Annotated in this window: 25 protein-coding genes; 13 read left to right on the top strand and 12 right to left on the bottom strand. The window is 59.6% G+C overall.

From position 1 onward, the window contains the following. Positions 1–82: 82 nt before the first annotated feature. Together DYL61_RS05255 and ttcA are read right to left on the bottom strand one after the other, a co-directional pair. Entirely contained in the window at positions 83–754 is a 672-nt protein-coding gene (locus DYL61_RS05255) for a DNA-3-methyladenine glycosylase I (protein ID WP_135307479.1), read from the bottom strand. Next, a complete protein-coding gene (ttcA, locus tag DYL61_RS05250; protein WP_085647384.1) occupies positions 754–1,578 on the bottom strand; it encodes a tRNA 2-thiocytidine(32) synthetase TtcA in 825 nt (274 codons plus the stop codon). The genes DYL61_RS05255 and ttcA overlap by 1 nt, the downstream gene beginning before the upstream one ends. Positions 1,579–1,942: 364 nt before the next feature. Here ttcA and DYL61_RS05245 point away from each other — a divergent pair, with 364 nt between their 5' ends. Together DYL61_RS05245 and DYL61_RS05240 are read left to right on the top strand one after the other, a co-directional pair. Beyond that, positions 1,943–2,545 carry a Yip1 family protein gene (locus DYL61_RS05245; protein WP_135307478.1) on the top strand — a complete coding sequence of 201 codons (603 nt, stop codon included), beginning with the start codon at positions 1,943–1,945 and terminating at the stop codon, positions 2,543–2,545. Positions 2,546–2,674: 129 nt separating this feature from the next. Continuing rightward, on the top strand, positions 2,675–3,169 hold the full coding sequence (locus DYL61_RS05240) for a SprT family zinc-dependent metalloprotease (RefSeq protein ID WP_105522930.1): 495 nt from the start codon (positions 2,675–2,677) through the stop codon (positions 3,167–3,169). A gap of 92 nt (positions 3,170–3,261) precedes the next feature. On the opposite strand, the gene DYL61_RS05235 is transcribed toward DYL61_RS05240, so the two are convergent. Beyond that, entirely contained in the window at positions 3,262–4,425 is a 1,164-nt protein-coding gene (locus DYL61_RS05235) for a CaiB/BaiF CoA transferase family protein (RefSeq protein ID WP_135307477.1), read from the bottom strand. Between the two features lie 157 nt (positions 4,426–4,582). On the opposite strand from DYL61_RS05235, the gene tusD reads away from it, so the two are divergent. The 6 genes from tusD to DYL61_RS05205 all read left to right on the top strand — a co-directional run bounded on the left by tusD (position 4,583) and on the right by DYL61_RS05205 (position 8,019). Then, positions 4,583–4,975 (top strand): sulfurtransferase complex subunit TusD, encoded by a 393-nt coding sequence (tusD, locus tag DYL61_RS05230; RefSeq protein WP_135307476.1) that lies wholly within the window; start codon positions 4,583–4,585, stop codon positions 4,973–4,975. A gap of 1 nt (position 4,976) precedes the next feature. Continuing rightward, entirely contained in the window at positions 4,977–5,327 is a 351-nt protein-coding gene (gene tusC / locus DYL61_RS05225; protein ID WP_135307475.1) for a sulfurtransferase complex subunit TusC, read from the top strand. Continuing rightward, complete coding sequence (gene tusB, locus DYL61_RS05220; RefSeq protein ID WP_135307474.1) at positions 5,327–5,605, top strand: sulfurtransferase complex subunit TusB; 279 nt, start codon at positions 5,327–5,329, stop codon at positions 5,603–5,605. The genes tusC and tusB overlap by 1 nt, the downstream gene beginning before the upstream one ends. After that, positions 5,602–5,937: a TusE/DsrC/DsvC family sulfur relay protein gene (locus tag DYL61_RS05215; protein WP_135307473.1), complete on the top strand. Its 336-nt coding sequence runs from the start codon at positions 5,602–5,604 to the stop codon at positions 5,935–5,937. Before tusB ends, DYL61_RS05215 begins: the two co-directional genes overlap by 4 nt. Beyond that, entirely contained in the window at positions 5,934–6,935 is a 1,002-nt protein-coding gene (locus tag DYL61_RS05210) for a glycosyl transferase family protein (RefSeq protein WP_135307472.1), read from the top strand. The genes DYL61_RS05215 and DYL61_RS05210 overlap by 4 nt, the downstream gene beginning before the upstream one ends. Positions 6,936–7,023: 88 nt before the next feature. After that, the gene (locus DYL61_RS05205) at positions 7,024–8,019 is read left to right on the top strand and encodes a glutathione S-transferase family protein (RefSeq protein ID WP_135307471.1); all 996 of its coding nucleotides are present in this window, start codon (positions 7,024–7,026) and stop codon (positions 8,017–8,019) included. 121 nt (positions 8,020–8,140) lie between these two features. Here DYL61_RS05205 and cysG read toward each other — a convergent pair whose 3' ends face one another. The 6 genes from cysG to DYL61_RS05175 are packed head-to-tail and all read right to left on the bottom strand — an operon-like array spanning position 8,141 to position 15,643. Further along, positions 8,141–9,535, bottom strand: coding sequence for a siroheme synthase CysG (cysG, locus tag DYL61_RS05200; RefSeq protein ID WP_135307470.1), 1,395 nt, complete (start codon positions 9,533–9,535; stop codon positions 8,141–8,143). Then, positions 9,536–10,816: a serine--tRNA ligase gene (serS, locus tag DYL61_RS05195; protein WP_135307469.1), complete on the bottom strand. Its 1,281-nt coding sequence runs from the start codon at positions 10,814–10,816 to the stop codon at positions 9,536–9,538. Positions 10,817–10,832: 16 nt separating this feature from the next. Next, a complete protein-coding gene (crcB, locus tag DYL61_RS05190) occupies positions 10,833–11,207 on the bottom strand; it encodes a fluoride efflux transporter CrcB (RefSeq protein ID WP_135307468.1) in 375 nt (124 codons plus the stop codon). After that, positions 11,207–12,529 carry a replication-associated recombination protein A gene (locus DYL61_RS05185; RefSeq protein WP_135307467.1) on the bottom strand — a complete coding sequence of 441 codons (1,323 nt, stop codon included), beginning with the start codon at positions 12,527–12,529 and terminating at the stop codon, positions 11,207–11,209. Before DYL61_RS05185 ends, crcB begins: the two co-directional genes overlap by 1 nt. 27 nt (positions 12,530–12,556) lie before the next feature. Further along, a complete protein-coding gene (lolA, locus tag DYL61_RS05180; RefSeq protein ID WP_105698589.1) occupies positions 12,557–13,180 on the bottom strand; it encodes an outer membrane lipoprotein periplasmic chaperone LolA in 624 nt (207 codons plus the stop codon). A gap of 54 nt (positions 13,181–13,234) precedes the next feature. Beyond that, positions 13,235–15,643, bottom strand: coding sequence for a DNA translocase FtsK (locus tag DYL61_RS05175; protein ID WP_105698590.1), 2,409 nt, complete (start codon positions 15,641–15,643; stop codon positions 13,235–13,237). Between the two features lie 497 nt (positions 15,644–16,140). Here DYL61_RS05175 and aat point away from each other — a divergent pair, with 497 nt between their 5' ends. The 3 genes from aat (at position 16,141) to infA (ending at position 17,903) form a co-directional block, all read left to right on the top strand. Beyond that, positions 16,141–16,821, top strand: a complete 681-nt coding sequence (aat, locus tag DYL61_RS05170) for a leucyl/phenylalanyl-tRNA--protein transferase (protein ID WP_135307466.1) — start codon at positions 16,141–16,143, stop codon at positions 16,819–16,821. Positions 16,822–16,876: 55 nt separating this feature from the next. After that, complete coding sequence (locus DYL61_RS05165; RefSeq protein WP_135307465.1) at positions 16,877–17,584, top strand: arginyltransferase; 708 nt, start codon at positions 16,877–16,879, stop codon at positions 17,582–17,584. A 100-nt stretch (positions 17,585–17,684) separates the two neighbouring features. Further along, the gene (gene infA, locus DYL61_RS05160) at positions 17,685–17,903 is read left to right on the top strand and encodes a translation initiation factor IF-1 (protein ID WP_002553999.1); all 219 of its coding nucleotides are present in this window, start codon (positions 17,685–17,687) and stop codon (positions 17,901–17,903) included. Positions 17,904–18,084: 181 nt separating this feature from the next. Here infA and clpA read toward each other — a convergent pair whose 3' ends face one another. After that, positions 18,085–20,355 (bottom strand): ATP-dependent Clp protease ATP-binding subunit ClpA, encoded by a 2,271-nt coding sequence (gene clpA, locus DYL61_RS05155; protein WP_105698593.1) that lies wholly within the window; start codon positions 20,353–20,355, stop codon positions 18,085–18,087. Between the two features lie 29 nt (positions 20,356–20,384). After that, positions 20,385–20,753 carry an ATP-dependent Clp protease adapter ClpS gene (clpS, locus tag DYL61_RS05150; protein ID WP_005789091.1) on the bottom strand — a complete coding sequence of 123 codons (369 nt, stop codon included), beginning with the start codon at positions 20,751–20,753 and terminating at the stop codon, positions 20,385–20,387. 224 nt (positions 20,754–20,977) lie between these two features. Here clpS and cspD point away from each other — a divergent pair, with 224 nt between their 5' ends. After that, positions 20,978–21,256 (top strand): cold shock domain-containing protein CspD, encoded by a 279-nt coding sequence (gene cspD, locus DYL61_RS05145; RefSeq protein WP_135307464.1) that lies wholly within the window; start codon positions 20,978–20,980, stop codon positions 21,254–21,256. 77 nt (positions 21,257–21,333) lie between these two features. Here cspD and icd read toward each other — a convergent pair whose 3' ends face one another. Next, the gene (icd, locus tag DYL61_RS05140) at positions 21,334–22,590 is read right to left on the bottom strand and encodes an NADP-dependent isocitrate dehydrogenase (RefSeq protein WP_135307463.1); all 1,257 of its coding nucleotides are present in this window, start codon (positions 22,588–22,590) and stop codon (positions 21,334–21,336) included. Positions 22,591–23,084: 494 nt separating this feature from the next. Between icd and DYL61_RS05135 the strand changes: the two genes are divergently transcribed. Next, positions 23,085–25,310, top strand: coding sequence for an NADP-dependent isocitrate dehydrogenase (locus DYL61_RS05135; RefSeq protein WP_135307462.1), 2,226 nt, complete (start codon positions 23,085–23,087; stop codon positions 25,308–25,310). Positions 25,311–25,401 lie beyond the last annotated feature (91 nt).

Here is a 25,401-nt window from a genome sequence, read left to right as displayed (position 1 = left end):
GGGCTGCGTAGCGGCCCCAATTCTTTTGGGAGCGCTTCGCACTCCAGCGGGAGCAAGCTCCCTCGCCACAAATAAGTGCTGATCAGTGATTGACGGTGTAAGCCAGCATCATCGACAACTGACACATCGGCCGCCCACTCTCGGCATGCCACTGGTTAAACGCATTCTGTACCGTCGCCAAGTCCCGCAGGCTGGTCGGTGCCTTATCGACGATCTTCTGCGCATTCAGCGCCGCCACCACGTCATAACTCGGCACAAACGTGTCCTTGCCCACCATGCGCAAAAAGCGCGGCGCCGACAGCCCGCCCAGTTGATGGCCGTGCTTGCTCAGGTACTTCCACAAGCCGACGATATCGGTCACCGGCCAGTCAGCGATAAACGCACCGAAGCTGCCCTTCTCCTGGGCGATATCCAGGATCATCTGCGCATTGCGCGGCACGCTCTTGAGCTTGCCGAGGTGGCGGATGATGCTGGTGTCCTGCATCAGCCGCTCCAGGTGTTCGGCGCCCATCAGCACGACTTTTTCCGGGTCGAAGCCGAAGAACACCTTCTCGAACGCCGGCCACTTGGCGTCCACCACGCTGTGCTTCAAGCCTGCGCGAAACACCCGCAGCGCCAGGGTCGACAGATAGCGATCATCACTGATCTTGCGCAGTTGCGCCGGGGTGTTCGGCACCGGCAGGTGGGCCTCCAGCTCGGCGGCCGAGCCAAAGCGGTTCAGGCAATATTCATGCAGCCACTTGTAATCGCGCATCAGAGGTTCACAACGTTGACGAAGCGCGAAGCGGCGGTTTCATCGATCTTCAAGCTGGTGAAATCGAACAGATTGCGGTCGGCCAATTGCGACGGGATCACGTTTTGCAAACTGCGGAAGATGCTTTCGGTGCGGCCCGGAGTCTTGCGCTCCCAGTCCAGCAGCATCTCCTTGACCACCTGGCGTTGCAGGTTCTCCTGGGAGCCGCACAGGTTGCACGGGATGATCGGGAATTGCTTGAAGTCGGAATACGCCTGGATGTCCTTCTCGTTGCAATACGCCAGCGGGCGGATCACCACGTTGCGCCCGTCATCGGCACGCAGCTTGGGCGGCATGGCCTTGAGCGAGCCGTTGAAGAACATATTCAGGAAGAAGGTCTCGACGATATCGTCGCGATGATGCCCCAAGGCCATCTTGGTCGCGCCGATCTCGTCGGCAAAGGTGTAGAGCGTGCCACGGCGCAGGCGCGAGCACAGCGAGCAGGTGGTCTTGCCTTCCGGGATCAGTTCCTTGACCACCGAGTACGTGTCTTTCTCGACGATGTGGTACTCGATGCCCAGTTCTTTCAGGTAGGCCGGCAGCACGTGCTCGGGGAAACCGGGTTGCTTCTGGTCCATGTTCACGGCAACGATCTCGAACTTGATCGGCGCGACCTTTTGCAGGTGCATCAGCACGTCGAGCATGGTGTAGCTGTCTTTGCCGCCGGAGAGGCAGACCATGACCTTGTCGCCGTCCTCGATCATGTTGAAATCGGTGACCGCTTCACCGGCCAGGCGGCGCAGGCGTTTTTGCAGTTTGTTCTGGTTGACTGTAAGAGTGCCCATGGCGCTTGGATCCGCTGGAAAGTGTGTGACGAAAAGCCGGGCATTTTACCTTCATGGACCGCTGAGTTCCAATGTGGGAGGGGGCTTGTCCCCGATGGCGGTGTATCAGCTACTCATTTATAGCTGACCCTCCGCTATCGGGGGCAAGCCCCCTCCCACACTGGTCAGCACTCCGAACAACAGTCCTCACCGCGATTAGCGCCAGTATTTACAGCGCAATTCGCTCTAAAGACCCTACAGTCATCCGGGCCATCCCTTCCTATACTGCGACTTGAGGTCGCATCGATATCCAGACCTTTCAGGCCAATTTGGCCCGTGGGCGCTCCGATGGGGGGCGATGGTAATTACGACAGGAGTGACTGGCATGATCCATCACGTCGTGGGGCTGTTTACCCATCCCGACCAGGAATGGCGGGAAATCCGTGGCGATAAAGAAGAAAGCATCGGCCACATGTACCTCACTCACACCTTGATTCTTGCGGCGATCCCCGCCGTTTCCGCGTTTATCGGCACCACCCAGGTCGGCTGGGTCATCGGCAGCCGTGCGCCGGTGATGCTGACCCAGGAAAGCGCACTGTGGATGACCATCATGTCCTACGCAGCCATGCTCGCTGGCGTGGCGGTGATGGGGGCGTTCATTCACTGGATGGCGCGCACTTACGACGCCAATCCCAGCATGTCACGCTGCGTGGCATTTGCCACCTACACCGCAACACCGCTGTTTATTGGGGGTCTGGCGGCGCTGTATCCGCATATGTGGCTGGGCATGGTCGTGGGCACGGCGGCAATCTGCTACACGGTGTACCTGCTGTACGTGGGGCTACCGACCTTCATGAACATCGACCCGGACGAGGGCTTCCTGTTTTCCAGCTCGGTATTGGCTGTGGGCCTGGTCGTGCTGGTGGCAATCATGGCGTTTACCGTGATCGTCTGGGGCCTGGGCGTAGGGCCGATCTATACCAACTAAGCGGTTTTAGCCAGTGAGCGAAGCCACCGCAAGGTGGCTTTGTGCATGATGGATGACCATTCGGCGCCTGACAGATTCGGAAACACCTGGTTTTGCGGCATACTGGGGGTCTCTGGAGATATGTACAGCATGCCCGAGCAACTCAATACCCGCGTCGAAGATTGTTTCCTACAAGCCGAATCCTTTTTTAAACGAAGCTTCAAACGCCCCCAGGTCAGCCTCAAGCTGCGGGGCCAGAAAGCCGGTGTCGCGCATTTGCACGAGAACCTGCTGCGTTTCAACCCACAGCTCTACCGTGAAAACAGCCAACATTTCCTTAAACAGACCGTGGCCCACGAAGTCGCGCACTTGATCGCCCATCAATTGTTTGGCGAGCGTATCCAGCCCCATGGCGAGGAATGGCAGTTGATCATGCGTGGGGTCTATGAATTGCCGCCGGACCGTTGCCATACCTATGAGGTCAAGCGTCGCCAGGTGACCCGCTATATCTACCGGTGCCCGTGTGCGGACAGCGACTTTCCGTTTTCGTCGCAGCGCCATGGGTTGGTGGCTCAGGGGCGGCGGTATTTGTGCCGGCGGTGTCGGCAGACCTTGGTGTTCACTGGGGAAACTCGGGTGGAATAAGGGCCTCATCGGGGGCAAGCCCCCTCCCACATTTTGATCTGTGAACACATTCAAAGGTGGGAGGGGGCTTGCCCCCGATAAGGTCAGGCCAGTCACCCCACCACTTCGGCCTGCCGCAACTCAGCTATCCGCTGAACACTGAGCCCCAACTCCGCCAACACCTCATCACTGTGCGCCCCTACGGCAACCCCGATATGCCGTGGTTCCGGCAACCCTTGGGAAAATTTCAGCGGGCAGGCCAGTTGCGCCTGGGTCGAGCCATCGCCCCGAGGCACTTGGCTGACCAGTTCCCGCGCCTTCAACTGCGGATGTTCCACCGCTTCGCTCAGGCTCAATACCGGCTCCACACACGCATCCACCCCGGCAAACAATTCACATAATTCATCGAAGCTGCGCTTTTCAAACTCGATCTGCAGCGCCGTCTTGAGTTCCAGCGACAAGCCCTTTGCTGCCAACTCCGGCCGTCCGAATGCCGCACAGAGTCGCTGCATAAACGCCGGCTCCAGGCTGCCCACGGACATCCACCGCCCGTCCCGCGTGCGGTAGTAATCGTAGAAACTGCCGCCATTCAACACCTGGTTTTCCCACGCCGGCTCAACGCCACACGCCAGGTAACCCGCGCCCGACATGGCGTTCAAGCTGAATGAGCAATCCGTCATGCTGACATCGAGGTACTGGCCCACGCCACTGTGCTGCCGGGCAATCACCGCCGCCAGCAACCCCACCACCGCGTGCAGCGAACCGCCGGCCACATCCGCCACTTGCACGCCCAGCGGCAACGGCCCGCTGTCCTGACGACCGGTATAGCTGGCCACGCCAGCCAATGCCAAGTAGTTGATATCGTGCCCGGCGCGGTCTTTATAAGGACCGGTCTGGCCATAACCGGTGATCGATACGTAAATCAGCCGGGGGTTGATCGCCTTCAACGCGTCATACCCCAAACCCAGGCGTTCCATCACCCCAGGGCGAAACTGTTCGAGCACGATGTCGTAGTCCTTCACCAGCGCTCGCACTATCTCCAGCGCCTCAGGCTGCTTGAGGTCCAGCGCCAGGCTGCGCTTGTTGCGATTGAGATAGGCATGGCTTGCCGAAGTCCCCTGGTCATGGGGCGGCAACACCCGCAGCAGGTCCATGCGCGTGGGCGACTCGATGCGCAACACCTCGGCGCCCATGTCCGCCAGCAGCAGGGATGCAAACGGGCCAGGCAGCAAGGTGGAAAAATCCAGCACGTTGAGGGACGCCAAGGGACCTGACATGGGCACTCCAATTCCGTTTAGTTTGCCCACAGCCTAGGCAGGCTTTTGCCTACCGGCAATCGTCAGAACGATCAACGACAGTGACCGTTTTGATCACGGCGGGCTTTTTCAGGGCGACGGCTTTATCATTGGCCCACGTTTGCTTGCCGAGTGTTCCATGAAGTTTGCGATAGCCCTGTTTTCCGCCGCCCATGCGCCCTCCTCGCGCCGCGCCCTGCTGTTCGCCCAGGCGGCGTTGGCCGGCGGGCATGAGATTGTGCGGCTGTTTTTTTATCAGGATGGCGTGTACAGCGCGTCCAACAACATCGTCGCCCCCCAGGATGAGCAGGACATCGCTCGCCAATGGCGTGAGTTCGTCAGCCAGCACCAGTTGGATGGGGTGGTGTGTATCGCAGCGGCCTTGCGTCGCGGCGTGCTCAACAGCGAAGAAGCCACGCGCTATCAGCGCAGCGCGGTGAACCTGGGCGCACCGTGGGCGTTGTCAGGCCTCGGCCAGTTGCACGATGCTGTCCAAACCGCCGACCGCCTGATTTGTTTTGGAGGGCCGTGACATGTCCAAATCCTTATTGGTCATCAGCCGCCAGGCGCCGTGGTCCGGCCCAAGTGCTCGGGAAGCGCTGGATATCGTGTTGGCCGGCGGCGCCTTCGATTTGCCGATTGGCCTGCTGTTCATGGATGACGGCGTGTTCCAACTGGCGCCGCACCAGGACGCCAAGGCCGTGCAGCAAAAGGACTTGAGCGCCAACCTGCAGGCGCTGGAGCTGTTTGGCATCGATGATGTCTTCGCCAGCAGTCAGAGCTTGACGGAACGGGGGCTGACCTCTCCCTCCAGCACACAGCCTTTGAACGACGAAGAGATTTCCCAGTTGATCGACCGTTACGACCAGGTGATAACACTCTGATGCCGACTTTACACGTGGTATCCCATTCTCCATTTTCCGACAACCGCCTAGCCAGTTGCCTGCGGGTGTGCGGCAGTCAGGACGCAATCCTGCTGTGCGGCGACGGCGTCTATGGCCTGCATGACCCGGACCTGCCCGCCAAAGGCGTAAAGGTTTTCGTACTCGCCGAAGACCATCAAGCACGCAATCTGTCGCTGCCAGATTGGGCCGTCAGCGTGGACTACCCAGGCTTTGTGCAGCTGTCCATCGACTACGACAAGGTCAACAGTTGGCTATGAACACCCTGACCGTGGGCGAACGCACCTATGAATTGGACAAGGACGGCTACCTCGTCGACCTGAACGACTGGTCCGTCGACGTCGCGAATGCACTGGCCGCTGCCGAATCCCTGGAGCTGACCCCGGCCCACTGGGAAATCCTCGACCTGCTGCGCGGCTTCTACGCCGAATTCCAGCTGTCTCCCGCCACGCGTCCGCTGATCAAGTACACCGCCTTGAAGCTGGGCCCGGAAAAGGGCAACAGCCTGCACCTCAACAAACTGTTCAACGGCACTCCCGCCAAACTCGCCGCCAAGCTGGCGGGCCTGCCCAGGCCGACGAATTGCTTATGACCGACTTTGCCCCGCTGACCCTCGAAACCCCTGCCGAACACCCCTTTGCGCAGTTCGTGCGCATCCTGGGCAAAGGCAAGCGCGGCGCGCGCAACCTCACACGTGAGGAAGCCCGCGAAGCCATGGGCATGCTGCTCGATGAAAAAGTCGAAGACACCCAACTCGGCGCGTTCCTGATGCTGCTGCGCCACAAGGAAGAAAGCCCGGAAGAACTCGCCGGCTTTACCGAGGCCGTGCGCGAGCGCCTTGACGCTCCGGCGCTGAACGTGGATGTCGATTGGCCGACCTACGCCGGCAAGAAGCGCCACCTGCCGTGGTACCTGCTGGCGGCCAAGTGCCTGGCACAAAACGGAGTGCGCATCCTGCTGCATGGCGGCGGCGCTCACACGGCGGGGCGCTTGTACACCGAGCAACTGCTGGAAGGTTTGCAGATCCCGCTGTGCCGCGACTGGCAGCAGGTCGCAAGTGCCTTCGAACAGGGCAACCTGGCGTTTATCCCGCTGGGTGACTGGGCGCCGCAATTGCAACGCATGATTGACCTGCGCAACACCTTGGGTCTGCGTTCACCGATTCACTCTCTGGCGCGCCTGCTCAACCCGTTGAATGCGCGCCTGGGCCTGCAAAGCATTTTCCATCCGGGCTACCAGGGCGTACACCGCGATGCCAGCGGCCTGCTGGGGGACAACGTGATTGTGGTGAAGGGCGATGGCGGCGAAATCGAGATCAACCCCGACTCCGCCAGCCACCTCTACGGCACCACCGGCGGCGAAAGCTGGGACGAAGAATGGCCCGCCCTCTCCGCCCAGCGTCATGTCAAACCCGCGTCGCTGGAGCCCGAGCATTTGAAAGCGTTGTGGCACGGTGACGTTGAGGACAGCTACCCGCAGCTGGCGCTGATCGCCACCATGGCCCTCGCCTTGCGCGGCCTTGGCCATCCACGGGAACAGGCGTTCGCCCTGGCCCAGCAATACTGGGACGCGCGGGACAAATCGATTTAATCGATAATTCACCCGCAGTCTTTGCGCTTTTAAATCGAACCTATCCCTTTAGACTGGTCTCCAACGCTTATTAGTTGAGGAGCCAGTCATGGGTTTGCTGATCGAAGGGCACTGGAAAGACCAGTGGTACGAAAGTAGCGCAGATGGCGCATTCCAGCGCGAACAGGCGCAACGCCGCAACTGGGTGACCGCCGACGGCGCACCAGGCCCGAGCGGCGAAGGCGGCTTCAAGGCCGAGGCCGGTCGCTACCACCTGTATGTGTCCCTCGCCTGTCCATGGGCCCATCGCACGCTGATCCTGCGCAAGCTAAAGGGCCTGGAAAGCCTGATCGATGTATCGGTGGTCAGTTGGCTGATGCTGGAAAACGGCTGGACCTTCGACAAGGCACGCGGCTCGACGGGCGATAAGCTGGACGATTTCGAATACATGCACCAGCGCTACACGGCCGACACCGCTGACTACACCGGGCGCGTCACCGTGCCCGTGCTGTGGGATAAAAAGCTCAACCGTATCGTGAGCAATGAATCGGCGGAAATCATCCGCATGTTCAACAGCGCGTTTAACGGGCTGACCGGCAATACGCTGGACTTCTACCCCGAAGCACTTCGCCCGACCATCGATGCACTGAACGAACGCATCTACCCCGCCGTGAACAACGGCGTATACCGCGCAGGCTTCGCCACGTCACAGCAGGCGTATGAAAGTGCGTTTGATGATGTGTTTGCCGAGCTGGATTACCTGGAACAGCACTTGGGCCAACATCGCTATTTGGCGGGGGAATACCTGACCGAAGCAGATGTGCGCCTGTTCACCACGCTGATTCGCTTTGATGCGGTGTATTACAGCCACTTCAAATGCAATTTGCGCAGGATCGCGGATTATTCGAATTTGTCGAATTGGCTACGGGAGATATATCAGTGGCCGGGAGTGGCCGAGACGGTGGATTTTGCGCATATCAAGGGGCATTACTATGCCAGCCATCGGACCATCAATCCGACAGGGATTGTGCCCAAAGGCCCGTTGCAAGTGTTTGATGGCCAGCATGATCGTGGGCGGTTGAGTACCAAGGGTGTCTGGAGCTGATCCAAGAGATGGGCTGTGATTGAGGGCCTCATCGGGGGCAAGCCCCCTCCCACATTTTGAACTGCGAACACAGTCAAGTGTGGGAGGGGCGGTGCGACGATTCGACTTGCCCCCGATGCTTTTAGACCTGGGACTGAGCGCCTTCAAACCACTTGAGCTTCTCGCGCAACACCACCACCTCACCAACGATCACCAGTGTCGGCGCATGCACTTCATGCTCCGCCACCAGGCGGGGCAAGTCCGCCAACGTACCGGTGAAGACACGCTGGTTAGCGGTCGTGCCCTGCTGGATCAACGCCGCCGGGGTATCCGCTGCGCGACCATGCTTGATCAATTGCTCGCAGATGATCGGTAAGCCCACCAAACCCATGTAGAACACCAGGGTCTGCGACGGCCCCACCAGGTCATGCCAGGGCAGGTCCGACGTCCCGTCCTTGAGATGCCCGGTGATAAAGCGTACCGATTGTGCATAGTCGCGGTGAGTCAGCGGAATCCCGGCATACGCCGCGCAACCACTGGCCGCCGTGATACCCGGCACCACCTGGAACGGAATGCCATGGGCCGCCAGTTCCTCGATCTCCTCGCCACCGCGCCCAAAGATGAACGGATCGCCACCCTTGAGGCGCACCACACGCTTGCCTTGCTTGGCCAAGTCCACCAATTGCTGGTTGATCTGGTCCTGAGGCACGGCGTGATCGGCGCGGCGCTTGCCGACGTACACGCGCTCGGCGTCACGGCGGCACAGCTCCAGAATCGCTGGTGCGACCAAACGGTCGTACAACACCACGTCGGCCTGTTGCATCAGGCGCAACGCGCGGAAAGTCAGCAGGTCCGGGTCGCCCGGGCCGGCACCCACCAGGTAAACCTCACCCGGAGCGTTCGGCGCAGCGCCGTTGACCTTTTCGATCAGCAGGCGCTCAGCCTCAGCACCCTGCCCGGCCAACTGACGGTCGGCAATCGGGCCCTGGAACACGTCTTCCCAGAATGCACGGCGTTGCTGCACATCCGGGTACAAACCTTTGACTTGGGCCCGAAAACGCGCCGCCAACCCGGCCAGCTGGCCATAGGTGGAGGGAATCCAGGTTTCCAGTTTGGCCCGAATCAAACGCGCCAGCACCGGCGCATCGCCGCCGCTGGACACTGCGATCACCAACGGCGAACGGTCGACAATCGCCGGGAAGATCACGCTGCACAAGGCCGGCGCGTCCACCACGTTGACCGGCACACAGCGGCGCTTGGCATCGCTGGACACCTGGGCGTTCAGCGACTCATCGTCGGTGGCGGCGATGATCAGGGTGCAACCGTCAAGGTCGGCTTCCTGATAACCGCGCAACAGCAATTCCCCGCCACTGCCCAGCACCAACTCATTGAGCTGGTCTTCAATCTGGGGAGCAACCACCCGCAGCAACGCGCCGGCGTCGGCCAGCAGCCGGGATTTGCGCAAGGCAATCTCCCCGCCACCGACGACCAACACACGACTGCCGCGCAGGTTATGAAACAGCGGCAGAAATTCCATTTAGCCGATGACCTCGACGCCCGCCATGTACGGCTTGAGCACTTCCGGTACGCGGATGGAACCGTCGGCCTGCTGGTAGTTTTCCAGCACGGCTACCAGGGTCCGGCCTACGGCCAGGCCGGAACCGTTGAGGGTGTGCACCAGCTCCGGCTTGCCGGTTTCCGGGTTGCGGAAACGCGCTTGCATGCGACGGGCCTGGAAGTCACCGCAGTTGGAGCACGACGAAATCTCGCGGTACTTGTCCTGGCTCGGCACCCACACTTCGAGGTCGTAGGTCTTCACGGCGCTGAAACCCATGTCGCCGGTGCACAGCGCCAGGACACGGTAAGGCAGTTCCAGCAGTTGCAGGACGCGCTCGGCGTTGGCGGTCAGGCCTTCCAGGGCTTCCATCGAGGTCGACGGCTCGACGATCTGCACCATCTCGACCTTGTCGAACTGGTGCTGGCGGATCATGCCGCGGGTATCGCGGCCCGAAGCACCGGCTTCACTGCGGAAGCACGGGCTGTGGGCGACGAACTTCAACGGCAGCTCTTTGGCGTCGAGGATCTCGCCGGACACGATGTTGGTCAGCGACACTTCGGCCGTTGGGATCAGGTACAGGTCGGCTTCGCCTTCGCGGCTGATCTTGAACAGGTCTTCTTCGAATTTCGGCAGCTGGCTGGTGCCCATCAATGCCGGCGCCTGCACCAGGTACGGGGTGTAGGCTTCTTCGTAACCGTGCTCGGCGGTGTGCAGGTTGATCATGAACTGCGCCAGGGCACGGTGCAGACGCGCCACAGGGCCACGCAGCAGCGAGAAGCGTGCGCCGGACATCTTGGCGGCGGTTTCGAAGTCCAGGCCACCGGTCAATTCGCCCAGGGCAACGTGGTCCTTGACCGCGAAATCAAAGGCCTTTGGCGTACCCCAGCGGCGCACTTCAACGTTGCCGTCTTCGTCTTCGCCCACCGGCACGGATTCGTGCGGGATGTTGGGGATGCCCAGCAGGATCGAATCCAGCTCGGACTGGATCTTGTCCAGCTCGACTTTACCGTCGGACAGCTCGGTGCCCATACGCTCGACGTCCGCCATCAACGGCGCGATGTCTTCGCCGCGTTGCTTGGCCTGACCGATGGATTTGGAACGCGCATTACGCTCAGCCTGCAGTGCTTCGGTGCGGGTCTGGACGGTCTTGCGCTGTTCTTCCAGCGCTTCGATGCGCGCAACATCCAAGGCAAAGCCACGGGATGCCAGGCGGTCCGCTACGTCCTGAAGGTTGCTACGTAACAGTTTGGAATCGAGCATGTCGGTCTCTCGTTTATCAAAGTTTGGTCAAGGACAGGCCAGCCCAGGTGGCGAGCAGCCCGCCGAACACGCTGATGCCCAAGTACCCGAAGGCAATCAGGGCCTGCCCGCTTTCCAGCAAGCGCAGCGTGTCCAGTGAAAAGGATGAAAAGGTCGTCAGACCGCCTACAAAGCCGACAATCAAGCCGGCGCGAATTTCAATCGGCACTTCCGGGCGCAACAGGAACCAGCCGTACAACAGGCCGATGATCAAGCAACCCACCAGGTTGACGGCCAGGGTCGCCGCATAAAAATGCTTGGGCCAATTGGCGCTGACCCAGGTACCGGTGACGAAACGCAATAATGTACCAGCGATGCCGGCTACGGACACGGCAAGAATCGTCTTGAGCACTACTTTCTCCGCTGTTTGGGGCTGAGTCGATCGAGTTGAGCGAGGTGATTGAGCTTTTCACCGATTTTCAGCTCCAGGCCACGGGGCACCGGCTGATACAGCGGCAGTGGCTCAAGCGCTTCGGGGAAGTAGTCTTCGCCAGCCGCATAGGCATCGGGTTCGTCATGGGCGTAGCGGTATTCATCGCCGTAGCCCAGTTGTTTCATCAGCTTGGTCGGCGCGTTGCGCAGGTGCAGCGGCACTTCCAGGGAGCCGTATTCGGCGGCGGCACGCAGTGCGGACTTGAAGCCCATGTACACCGCGTTGCTTTTCGGCGCACAGGCCAGATACGTGATGGCCTGTGCCACCGCCAACTCGCCCTCGGGGCTGCCGAGGCGTTCCTGCACGTCCCACGCGGCCAGGCACAGGCTCAGTGCACGCGGGTCGGCGTTGCCGATGTCTTCGCTGGCCATGCGCACCACGCGCCGCGCCAGGTACAGCGGGTCGCAGCCGCCATCGATCATGCGCGCAAACCAATACAACGCACCGTCGGGGTTGGAACCGCGCACGGATTTGTGCAGCGCTGAAATCTGGTCGTAGAAGGCTTCGCCACCCTTGTCGAAACGCCGACGGGTGTCGCCCAGCAGGCTTTGCAGGAGGTCGACGCCAATCTCACTGCCGTCTTCGGCCAGGTCGGAGGCGTTTTCCAATAAGTTGAGAAAACGCCGGCCGTCGCCATCGGCGGCGGTGAGCAGGATCTGGAAACCTTCGTCGCTGACACTCAACTGGCGCTTGCCCAACCCCTTGTCTTCACTCAAGGCACGGTGCAACAACTTCTGCATCGCGGCCTCGTCCAGGCTCTTGAGTACATAGACTCGTGCCCGTGACAGCAACGCATTGTTCAGTTCAAACGAGGGGTTTTCGGTGGTGGCGCCGATAAAGATCAGCGTGCCGTCTTCCACGTAAGGCAGGAATGCATCCTGCTGCGACTTGTTGAAACGGTGCACTTCGTCGACAAACAGGATGGTGCGCTTGCCATACTGCCCGGCCTGCTGCTTGGCCACGTCCACCGCCTGGCGGATCTCCTTGACCCCAGCGAGCACTGCCGACACCGTTTCGAAGTGCGCATCCGAGACTTTCGCCAGCAGCCGCGCCAGGGTGGTCTTGCCCACCCCCGGCGGCCCCCAGAAAATCATCGAGTGCAGCGCACCCTGCTCCAAGGCTTCGCGCAGAGGCTTGCCACGAGCGAGCAGGTGTTCTTGCCCAACGTACTCATCCAGGTTGGTCGAGCGCAAGCGCGCGGCCAAGGGCTGGGCAATCGGGTCACTTCGAAACAAATCCATGGGCAGCGCTTGAAACCTCTGGGCAGATTATTCCTGGATCACGTCGGCACCCTTGGGGATGTCGAACTTGAACTTGGACGCCGGCACCGGCTCGTTGGCCTTGACCCCGGAGAACAGGATATCGGTGCGCTGGCCGACGCTGTCGATCAGGCGCATGTTGTTGATCACCCCGTTACCGAACGACAGGTTCAGCGTATCGAACAAGGTGTCCTTGGACTTGGGCTTGAGGGTGAACTCGATCACGTTGCTGGTTTGCTTGGAGGTGATTTCGAAGCTGTCGTTGATTTTCGACACGTCGCCCGACAACAACAGCGCGGGGGTCTGGTTCAAGCGGGGGTCGAGTTTCTTGATAGTCGCCTGCTCAAGGTCCGGGTCCCACAGCGTGACCTTCTGGCCGTCGGACACGATGGTCTGCTCGGCCTTGCCTTCGGTGTGCCAGTAAAACAGGCCGGGGCGCTGTACGGCCATCTCGCCTTCGGTTTGCTGCAACTGGGTGCCACCGGCATCCAGGGTCAGCTGCGAGAAACGCGCCGTCAGGGTCTTGGATTTGTCCAACAGGTTGGTCAGGCTGGCGACGGAGGCTGGGTCGGCGTGGGCCGAAGCAGCGGTCAAGGCCAGTGCCGGCAACAACAGCATGCGGATAAGACGCATGGGAGTCCTCATTGAGTAGTCAGGGCGCGCCGCGTGCTGCCACGCGGCGCGGGATCAGTCGCGCATCTGCCCGGGGGCGATGATTTCACGCGAGCCGTTGGTGTTCATTGCGGTGACGACGCCGGCCATTTCCATGGCTTCGATCATGCGGGCGGCGCGGTTGTAGCCGATCTTCAATTTGCGTTGCACCGCAGAGATCGAGGCGCGACGGCTTTCCAGCACAAAGGCCACGGCTTCGTCGTACAGCGCGTCGGTCTCGGCATCTTCGTCACCGCCACCGCCACCATTCTCGAAGCCGCTGCCGGCCTCTTCGACGCCATTGAGGATGTCGTCGTTGTATTCCGGTGCGCCACGCAGTTTCCAGGCTTCCACCACGCGGTGCACTTCATCGTCGGAGACGAACGCGCCGTGTACACGGATCGGCAGGCTGGTGCCTGGCGGCATGTAGAGCATGTCACCGTGACCCAGCAGTTGCTCGGCGCCGCCCTGGTCGATGATGGTCCGCGAGTCGATCTTGCTCGACACCTGGAACGCCATGCGCGTCGGGATGTTGGCCTTGATCAGACCGGTGATCACGTCCACCGACGGACGTTGGGTCGCGAGGATCAAGTGAATACCGGCGGCTCGGGCTTTCTGGGCGATACGTGCAATCAGCTCTTCGACCTTCTTGCCGACGATCATCATCATGTCGGCGAATTCGTCGACCACCACCACGATAGTCGGCAGCTTGGTCAGTTTTGGCGCTTCGTCGTGAATGCTTTCGCGCTTGTACAACGGGTCGTCAATGGTCTCGCCGCGGTCATGGGCTTCCTTGATCTTGGCGTTGAAGCCCGACAGGTTACGCACGCCCATCTTGGCCATGAGTTTGTAGCGGCGCTCCATCTCGGCCACGCTCCAGCGCAGGGCGTTGGCAGCGTCCTTCATGTCGGTCACGACCGGGCACAGCAGGTGCGGAATGCCTTCGTAGATCGACAATTCCAACATTTTGGGGTCGATCATGATCAGCTTGGCGTCATCCGGACCGGATTTGAACAGGATCGACAGGATCATCGCGTTCACACCCACCGACTTACCGGAACCGGTGGTACCGGCCACCAGCAAGTGGGGCATTTTTGCCAGGTCAGTGATCACCGGCTTGCCGCCGATGTCGTGACCCAGGGCCAGGGTGACCGGCGATTTGAAGTTGTCGTATTCCGGCGTCGACAGCACTTCGGAGAAGCGCACGATCTGGCGGTCTTCGTTGGGAATCTCGATACCCACGGTGGTCTTGCCGGGGATCACTTCCACCACACGCACGCTGGTCACCGCCAGGGAGCGGGCCAAGTCTTTCGCCAGGTTGGAAATACGGCTGACCTTCACACCGGCAGCCGGCTGGATCTCGTAGCGGGTAATCACCGGACCGGGGTGGATCGAATCCACCGACACTTCGACGCCAAACTCCTTGAGTTTGATTTCCAGCAGGTGGCCAACGGCCGCCAGGGATTCCGGGGAGTAGTTGAGTTGTTTCTTTTCCGCCGGGTCGAGGATCGAGATCGGCGGCAAGGTGCCTTCGACGGCGCTGTCGATGAACAGCGGCGCCTGTTTCTCTTTCTGTACGCGATGGCTCGGCTCGGGCGGCTTCGGCGGCGCAGGGGCGATCACCGGCGGCACTTGCTTCTCGCGGTCCGACATGTGCTTGCTCAGGGCCTGCTCGCGTTCGATCAGGCGTTCCTTGACCTTGGCCTGCTCGCGACGGTCCGGGGTGCTAGGCGCCACCACTTCGTTGACGCGGGTGTCCACCTCGCGCAACTGGGCCACCATGCGCTTGCGGTCGACACGGGCTGCCCACCAGCGGTTGGCGGCCCCCTGGAACAGCTCCAACAGGTCGAGGGTGATCTTGCCGGTCACGTCCATCACCTTGAACCACGACAGGTCGGTGAACACGGTGAGACCAAACAGGAACAGCGCGATAAACATCAGCGTGCTGCCCTGGATATTCAGGGTCTTGCGCGCCAGGTCGCCGAGGCTTTCACCCAGCGCGCCACCCGCGCCCGCCGGCAGGCCGGTGGGCGCGTGGAAATGGATATGGGCCAGCGCCGCACCGGAAAGCACCAGAAATACCAGACCGATCAAGCGCCAGGAAAACAGCCAGCCGCTCCACTGCCACGGCTCGTGGCGCTGGCGGAAAATCTGCCAGGTCTTGATCGCCAGCAGCAGCGGGAAGATATAGGCGAAATAGCCCAACACCATGAACAGGATATCGGCGCTGTAGGAACCGGCTGGGCCACCGAAGTTCTGCACGTCTTCGATCTTGCTGTTGTGGCTCCAGCCCGGATCGTCCTTGCCATAGGTGAGCAAGGCCATCATCAGGAACAGGCACAGCGCACCAATCGCGATCAGCGCACCTTCCTTGAGACGATAGTGCAGGTGCTGGCGCCAGGCCGGCACAACTGCTGCTTTGGGTGTTGCGGCGGATTTCTTCAAAACGGGTCTTTTCCTGCGCCTTTAGCGCGTCCATCTATTGAATGACGACAAATACTGCCCAATCCGAGCAGCTGAAAAATGAACGAGCGTCGTTGAATCTACTTTTAACACTGGGCGAATGCTGGATGGAATGACGATAACGCCACAATGGCCGCATTGTACGGGTTTGTGCCCGCGATGCCACGCCCTCGCCCTTTCCCCAGTAGCATAGCTAATTTAAGTGTCACAACATGTTCAATTTGAGCATGCATTGTCTTTGCTGACAAAGGCTTATGAGCTGTTTTTGCCAATCAAAGCAAGCTTGGCAAATGGCCTGCATCCCACAGACCCGATTACGACCACATCCCCGGTGCAGAGTTGCAGAAACACGCGCTTACGCGAATCTGCCTCAATGCCGGATTCGGACTGGCCCGATGAGGCTGCGTCGACAATAATCAGCACTGCCGCGGCAGGTGCCATACCTGCCACTCCCCTCCCCTTCCGCAAGCCTGGATACCATGCTGACCTGGTTACAACGCGACTCACTGACATTCCCCCCGCTGGCCAAGGCCATGCGCGAACCCAACGGCCTGCTGGCCGCCGGCGGCGATCTGTCGGCCGAGCGACTGGTACAAGCCTACCGTCATGGCTGCTTCCCCTGGTTTTCGGAAGGCCAGCCCATCCTGTGGTGGTCACCCGATCCGCGCACCGTGATATTCCCCGACGAACTGCACGTATCCCGCAGTCTGGGCAAGTTACTGCGCCAGCAGCGCTACACAGTGACCTTCGACCAGGACTTTGCTGCGGTCATCAAGGCTTGCGCAGCGCCGCGCGCCTATGCCGATAGCACTTGGATCACCGAGGGCATACAGAGCGCCTACCTGGAACTGCACCGCCGCGGCCACGCCCACTCCGTAGAGGTGTGGGATGAAGGTAAATTGGTTGGCGGCCTGTATGGCCTGGCGATGGGCCAACTGTTCTTTGGCGAATCCATGTTCAGCCGCGCCGACAACGCCTCGAAATTTGGCTTTGCCACCCTGACCCGCCAATTGCAGGCGTGGGGCTTTGTGCTGATTGACTGCCAAATGCCCAACGACCACCTGCACAGCCTGGGTGCCCGCGCCATACCCCGCAGCGAATTCGCCGGTTTCCTGCGCGACCATCTGGATCAACCCAACGCCGGACCGTGGGTTTCCTGAGCGCCATGGGCGCACCTGGCTTACACTTATTTCAAAGCTTATCCGAGGGTTGATCATGACCGAGTTGGCGCGCTTGAAGTTTTATGCCACTCAACCTCACTCTTGCAGCTATCTGCCCGACGAGCAGGCCACCACGCTGTTCCTCGATCCCAGCCAGCCTATGGACGTGCACGTGTACGCCGATTTGTCGGAAATGGGCTTTCGGCGCAGCGGCGATCATCTGTACCGGCCTCATTGCCAAAACTGTAATGCTTGCGTACCGGCACGCATCCCCGTGGCGCAGTTCCTGCCGGAGCGCAACCAGAAGTGCATCCTCAAACGCAATGCCGACCTGACGGTAACCTCGGCCAAGCCACGCTTTACCGAAGAGTATTTCGACCTTTATCAACGCTACATCGAGCAGCGGCACGCCGACGGCGATATGTTCCCGCCCAGCCGCGACCAGTTTTCGACGTTCCTGGTGCGTGACCTGCCTTTCTCGCGCTTTTATGAATTTCGCGCGGATGGCCGCCTGGTGGCGGTGGCCGTGACCGATTTGCTGCCTAATGGCCTGTCGGCGGTCTACACCTTCTATGAACCGACCGAAGAACGCCGCAGCCTGGGGCGCTTCGCGATTCTCTGGCAGATTGGCGAGGCAGTACGCTTGGAACTGGAGGCGGTGTACCTCGGCTACTGGATCAAAAACTGCAAAAAGATGAATTACAAGACCCAATATCGGCCCATAGAACTGCTGATTAACCAAAGATGGGTCACGCTTAACTAGAACCCCTTGGCTTAAACACCCTTTTTCGGGCACAATGCACGCCGCTTTTGCCTGGCGCAGTTGCACCGGGCCATTCACTGGATACCGAGGGCTTTACTGCATGTCGAAAGAAGACAGCTTCGAAATGGAAGGCACTGTCGTCGACACCCTGCCCAACACCATGTTTCGTGTGGAGTTGGAAAATGGGCACGTCGTAACCGCGCATATCTCCGGCAAGATGCGCAAGAACTACATTCGTATTCTTACCGGTGACAAAGTGCGCGTCGAGCTGACGCCCTATGACTTGAGCAAAGGGCGCATCACTTACCGCGCTCGCTAAGCAAGTCAATACAAAACGCCCGGTTATGCCGGGCGTTTTTGTGTGTGCGGGATTTGTGCAACGCCATAAACCAATGTGGGAGGGGGCTTGCCCCCGATAGCGGTGTATCAGCCACAGATGTATTGACTGAAGCACTGCAATCGGGGGCAAGCCCCCTCCCACACTTTATTGCAGCAATCGATCAGGCCATTTCAGCCGTGGTTTCGAATTCGAAGGTCAGCTCGCCGTCCTTCAAGTCGATATGCACCACACCACCATGGTCGGACAGCTCGCCGAACAGGATTTCTTCGGCCAGCGGCCGCTTGATCTTGTCCTGGATCAGACGCGCCATTGGGCGGGCGCCCATTGCCGCATCGTAGCCGCCTTCGGCCAGCCAGCTGCGCGCCGCGTCCGTCACTTCCAGCTGCACGCGCTTGTCTTCCAACTGCGCTTGAAGCTCGGTAAGGAACTTGTCCACCACGCTCTTGATAACCTCATGGCTGAGGCGACCAAACTGGATAATGGTGTCCAGACGGTTACGGAACTCCGGCGTAAAGCTCTTCTTGATCACTTCCATGGCATCGGAAGAGTGATCCTGATGGCTGAAGCCGATCGAAGCCCGCGCGGCCGTTTCGGCACCGGCGTTGGTGGTCATGATCACGATCACGTTGCGGAAGTCCGCCTTGCGCCCGTTGTTGTCGGTCAGGGTGCCGTGGTCCATCACCTGCAACAGCAGGTTGAAGACTTCCGGGTGAGCCTTCTCGATTTCATCAAGCAGCAATACGCAATGCGGTTGCTTGGTGATTGCTTCGGTCAACAGGCCGCCCTGGTCGAACCCGACATAGCCCGGAGGCGCACCGATCAGGCGCGACACTGTGTGACGCTCCATGTACTCGGACATGTCGAAACGCACCAGTTCAATGCCCATGGCCTTGGCCAACTGCCGCGCCGCTTCGGTCTTGCCGACACCGGTAGGGCCTGCGAACAGGAACGAACCCACCGGCTTGTCCGGCGACTTGAGGCCCGCACGGGACAGCTTGATCGCCGTGGACAGCGAGTCGATGGCCGCATCCTGACCAAACACGGTCAGCTTGAGGTCGCGCTCCAGGTTACGCAGCAGCTCCTTGTCGGAACTGGTGACGTGCTTAGGCGGAATACGCGCAATCTTCGCCACAATGTCCTCGACCTGAGGCACATCGATGCGCTTCACACGTTTCTCGACCGGCTGCAGACGCTGAAAAGCCCCTGCCTCGTCGATCACATCGATGGCCTTGTCCGGCATATGCCGGTCATTGATGTAGCGCGACGCCAGCTCAGCCGCCGAGCGCAAGGCTTCATCGGTGTACTCGATGCCGTGGTGCGCCTCGAAGCGACCCTTGAGCCCACGCAGGATACCGATGGTGTCTTCAACCGAAGGCTCGGACACGTCGACTTTCTGGAAACGACGCGCCAGGGCACGGTCTTTTTCGAAGATCCCGCGAAATTCCTGGAACGTGGTCGAGCCGATGCAACGGATATCACCCGAAGACAGCAGCGGCTTGAGCAGGTTGGAGGCGTCCATCACCCCACCGGATGCCGCACCAGCCCCAATGATGGTGTGGATCTCATCGATAAACAGGATGGCTTGCGGGCGTTTTTTCAGTTCTCCGAGCAACGCCTTGAAGCGTTTCTCGAAATCGCCACGGTACTTGGTCCCGGCGAGCAACGCGCCCAGATCAAGGGAATAGACGACGCTGTTGGCCAACAAGTCCGGCACTTGATTGTCGACGATGCGCTTGGCCAGGCCTTCGGCAATCGCGGTTTTACCCACGCCCGCCTCGCCCACCAGCAACGGATTGTTCTTGCGACGACGCGCAAGGATCTGCGCTACGCGCTCAACCTCAAGCTCACGCCCCACCAGCGGATCGATCCGCCCCTGGCGCGCCAGTTCATTGAGGTTGCTGGCGTAGGCATCCAGTGGATTGCCCGAAGAAGAAGACTCACCGCCCTCGTCGTCCTGCATATCCTGCTCACCCTCGGAATGATCGCCGTGCCCAGGCACCTTGGAGATTCCGTGGGCGATGTAGTTGACGACATCGATACGGGCAACGCTCTGCTGCTTGAGCAGGAACACTGCCTGGCTTTCCTGTTCGCTGAAAATCGCCACAAGCACATTGGCGCCTGTGACTTCACGCTTACCGGAGCTCTGTACATGGAACACGGCACGCTGAAGCACCCGCTGGAAGCCCAGGGTTGGCTGGGTCTCACGGTCTTCATCGTGGACTGGAATCAGGGGCGTCGTGGAGTCGATAAACTCCTGCAGGTCATGCTTGAGTTTGTCGAGGTTGGCGCCGCACGCACGCAGTACGGTGGCGGCAGCTTCGTTATCCAAAAGTGCCAGCAGCAGGTGTTCGACGGTCATGAACTCATGACGCTTCGAACGAGCCTCCTTGAAGGCAAGATTGAGGGTGACTTCGAGCTCGCGGTTTAACATAGCTTCACCTCATACCCAAGTGGTCGGCGTTAACCGTCCTTCTCGATTTCACAGAGTAGCGGATGCTGGCTTTCCCTGGCGTACTGGTTGACCTGCATGGCCTTTGTCTCGGCGATGTCGCGGGTAAACACTCCACATACTGCCCGTCCTTCTGTATGAACGGCCAGCATTACCTTGGTCGCCAACTCGCGGTTCAGGTTAAAAAACACCTCGAGCACTTCGACCACGAAATCCATCGGTGTGTAGTCATCATTGAACAAAACCACCTTGTACATCGGCGGCGCCTGTAAGGCAGGCTTGGCCTCCTGAACAGCAATGCCTGCAGAACCGTCGTCATCATGTTCCTGATCCGGTCGATCCTGATTGAATGTTAGTCGAATCTGGCTGTTTGCATGCATGGAAAGAAAGGTTCGTCAGTGGTTCAAATACAGTGGTGGGGGCGGCCTGCCGGAATTTCAACTCTGACCGACTGGTCGCCTTGACTATCGGCAAATCGGTGTTACAACCAATAGAACCCACAGTGGGTAAAAAAGGTCCGCGCAGTCAACCTTAATTTATTCGGGTTAGGACGGATAAACTGGATGATACTCCAGTGATGGAGTCTGGTGCAGAGGGATATGGTATGTCTGGCGTCAAGATCAATGGCAAGGTCAAATGGTTCAACAATGCCAAAGGCTACGGGTTCGTTAATGAAGAAGGCAAAACCGAGGACCTTTTTGCGCATTACTCAGCGATTATCATGGACGGGTACAAAACGCTGAAAGCGGGCCAAGCAGTAAGCTTTGAAATCATTCAGGGACCGAAAGGACTGCACGCTGTGAACATTGATGCAGTGAAAGTCGAAGCAGCTGAAAAATCTGCACACGCGCCCGCTCATAAAGAAAAGAAACTAACGGCCTGATCCGCCAACGAGCGTGCAGTGTGCAACGAAAAACGGCCGCCCCAATCAATATGAGGCGGCCGCTTCCCGTTTCGTCTCTACATATGCGAAATCAACGCACTACCAAAGCCCGAAGATGACACCAACTTCGCGCCATCCATCAAGCGCTCGAAGTCATAGGTCACGGTCTTGGCCGAAATCGCGCCATTGGTCCCCTTGATAATCAAATCAGCCGCCTCGGTCCAGCCCATATGGCGCAGCATCATTTCCGCCGACAGGATCAATGAGCCGGGATTGACCTGATCCTTGCCTGCATACTTCGGCGCGGTGCCGTGGGTCGCCTCGAACATTGCCACGGTATCCGACAGGTTGGCACCCGGCGCAATACCAATGCCGCCCACTTCAGCCGCCAGGGCATCGGAAAGGTAGTCACCGTTCAGGTTGAGGGTGGCGATCACGTCATATTCCGCCGGACGCAGCAGGATCTGCTGGAGCATGGCGTCGGCAATGGCGTCCTTGACTACCACATTCTTGCCGGTCTTAGGATGCTTGAACTGCATCCACGGACCACCATCGAGTAGCGTCGCGCCGAACTCTTCGGCCGCCACCTCATAAGCCCACTCTTTGAAGGCCCCTTCGGTGAACTTCATGATGTTGCCTTTGTGCACAATGGTCAGCGAGTCGCGGTCGTTATCCACTACATATTGCAGGGCTTTGCGCGCGAGGCGTTTGGTGCCCTCTTTGGAGACTGGCTTCACGCCAATCCCGCAATCCTGGTCAAAACGAATCTTGGTAACGCCCATTTCCTCCTTGAGGAACTTGATCACCTTGATCGCTTCGGGCGAACCGGCCTTCCATTCGATACCCGCGTAAATATCTTCAGAGTTTTCGCGGAAGATGGTCATGTCCACGTCACCGGGCTTCTTGACCGGGCTGGGCACGCCTTCGAACCAGCGTACCGGGCGCAGGCACACATACAGGTCGAGTTGCTGGCGCAAGGCCACGTTCAGCGAACGGATACCGCCCCCCACCGGAGTCGTCAGCGGGCCCTTGATGGAAACCACGTAATCCTTGACCGCATCCAGGGTTTCCTGGGGCAGCCAGGTGTCCTGGTCGTAGACTTGAGTGGCCTTTTCGCCGGCATACACCTCCATCCAGGAGATTTTGCGCTTGCCGCCGTAGGCCTTTTGAACAGCTGCGTCGACCACCTTGATCATCACCGGGCTGATGTCGACGCCAATACCGTCACCTTCGATGAAAGGGATGATCGGGTTATCAGGAACATTGAGAGAATGGTCTGCATTGACGGTGATTTTGTCGCCGACGGCTGGAACCTGAATCTTCTTGTATCCCATGCTGAACTCCATCTATGGATTGAACATCTGGCTGCGTTCGAGCCTACTCCAGATAAATGGCGACTGAAACCTCACGCCATGCTCATTTGCATCGAAAACAGCATAATTTGTCGCCTACAAGCCTGAAATCAAAGGCAAAATCGCCAATCTTGAGCACGCCATGCGACTTTGTGCGCAACAAAGTACCTGCGACCTTTAGACCAATGGACGACACACCTTTTGTATGAAGGCTCGGCGTAAGCATAGCGACCTATGTATAATGCCGCCGCTGACCCAAGAGTCACGACGGCTGACCGCTCTGGAACAGGTGCCTTCAGCCATAAAGCCGGACTATTACAATAGTCCAAACGCTTGACGCTCGACTGATGCAACCCAACATCACCGCGAAGAAACCTCGACATTTCGCTCATGGATGACTTTGAACGAACGCGCTCCACCCGGCGCATCTCGAGTTTCTGCGCACGCTTTCAGCAAAGAAGAGAGTTAATCCGAATATGCCCACCCGCTCGAAGATCATCTACACCTTCACCGACGAAGCCCCGGCCCTCGCCACCTATTCACTGCTGCCTATCGTAGAGGCCTTCACCGCTTCCGCTGATATTGCCGTGGAAACCCGCGACATTTCCCTCGCCGCGCGCATCCTCGCAAGCTTCCCCGAGCAACTGGGCACCAAGGCCATCCCGGACCACCTCGCCGAACTGGGCGACCTGGCCGTTACGCCTGAAGCCAACATCATCAAGCTGCCTAACATCAGCGCCTCGACCCCGCAGCTGCAAGCCGCGATCAAGGAACTGCAAGCCCAGGGCTACGCCCTGCCGGACTACCCGGAAACCGTAACCACCGACGCGGAAAAAGAAACCCGTGCACGTTACGACAAGGTCAAGGGCAGCGCCGTGAACCCGGTACTGCGCGAAGGCAACTCCGACCGCCGCGCCCCGCTGTCGGTCAAGAACTACGCGCGCAAGCACCCGCACAAAATGGGCGCATGGGCAGCAGACTCCAAGTCCCACGTCGCTCACATGAGCAATGGCGACTTCTACGGCAGCGAAAAAGCCGTGCAGATCGAAGCGGCTGACGCTGTGAAGATCGAACTGATCGCCCAAGACGGTACCGCCACCGTCCTGAAGGAAAAGACTTCGGTTGAAGCCGGCGAGATCATCGACAGCGCCGTGCTGAGCAAGAAAGCCCTGCGCAGCTTCATCGCCGCCGAGATCGAAGACGCCAAGAAACAAGGCGTGCTGCTGTCGGTCCACCTCAAAGCCACCATGATGAAGGTCTCCGACCCGATCATGTTCGGCCAGATCGTTGCCGAGTTCTATAAAGACGCCCTGGCCAAGCACGCTGCCGTGCTGGAGCAGATCGGCTTCAACCTGAACAACGGCATCGGCGACCTGTACGCTCGCATCAAGGCCCTGCCGGCTGACCAGCAAGCACAGATCGAAGCTGACATCCAGGCGGTCTACGCTGCCCGCCCATCGCTGGCGATGGTCAATTCCGACAAAGGCATCACCAACCTGCACGTGCCGAGCGACGTGATCGTCGACGCCTCGATGCCGGCCATGATCCGTGACTCCGGCAAGATGTGGGGCACCGACGGCCAACTGCACGACACCAAGGCCGTGATTCCGGATCGTTGCTACGCCACCATCTACCAAGCGGTCATCGAAGACTGCAAGGCCAATGGCGCCTTCGACCCAACCACCATGGGCAGCGTGCCAAACGTTGGCCTGATGGCGAAGAAAGCCGAAGAGTACGGCTCCCACGACAAGACCTTCCAAATCAAGGCTGACGGCGTAGTCCGCGTCACCGACAGCAAGGGCAACCTGCTGATGGAACAGGCGGTTGAAGCCGGCGACATCTTCCGCATGTGCCAGACCAAAGACGCGCCGATCCAGGACTGGGTCAAACTGGCCGTCAACCGCGCCCGCGCCAGCAACACCCCGGCCATCTTCTGGCTGGACCCTAAGCGTGCACACGACGGCGTCGTGGTCGAGAAAGTTCAGGCCTACCTGAAAGACCACAACACCGACGGCCTGGATATCCGCATCATGTCCCCGGTCGACGCGATGAAGTTCACCCTGGAGCGCACCCGCAAGGGCCTGGACACCATCTCGGTGACCGGCAACGTGCTGCGTGACTACCTGACCGACCTGTTCCCGATCATGGAACTGGGCACCAGCGCCAAGATGCTGTCCATCGTGCCGCTGATGAACGGCGGTGGCCTGTTCGAAACCGGCGCCGGCGGTTCGGCTCCGAAGCACGTGCAGCAACTGGTTGAAGAGAACTTCCTGCGCTGGGACTCCCTGGGCGAGTTCCTGGCCCTGGCCGCCTCCCTTGAGCATTTGGGTGTCAACTACAACAACTCGAAAGCCCTGGTACTGTCCAAGACCCTGGACCAGGCCACCGGCCAGTTCCTCGACAACAACAAGTCGCCATCGCGCAAAGTCGGCAACATCGACAACCGCGGCAGCCACTTCTACCTGGCGCTGTACTGGGCTCAAGCCCTGGCGGCCCAGACTGAAGACACTGCACTGCAAGCGCAGTTTGGCGAACTGGCCAAGACCCTGACCGCGAACGAAGCGACCATCGTTGCCGAGCTCAACGCTGTACAAGGCAAGCCAGTGGACATCGGCGGCTACTACGCGCCGAACCCAGAGCTGACCAGCAAGGCCATGCGCCCGAGCAACACCCTCAATGCGGCAATTGCCAAGTTGAAGTAAGGTTGTAAGGATGCAAAGAAGCCCCGGCCTAGTGCCGGGGTTTCTGTTTTTACTCTTTAACTGAAAAAACCGAATCAAAATGTGGGAGGGG

This window comes from Pseudomonas nabeulensis (genome assembly GCF_004682045.1).
Taxonomy (GTDB): Bacteria; Pseudomonadota; Gammaproteobacteria; order Pseudomonadales; family Pseudomonadaceae; genus Aquipseudomonas; species Aquipseudomonas nabeulensis.
The sequence above is the reverse complement of the archived record's forward strand: the minus strand, read 5'-3'. Positions and strand labels throughout refer to the sequence as shown.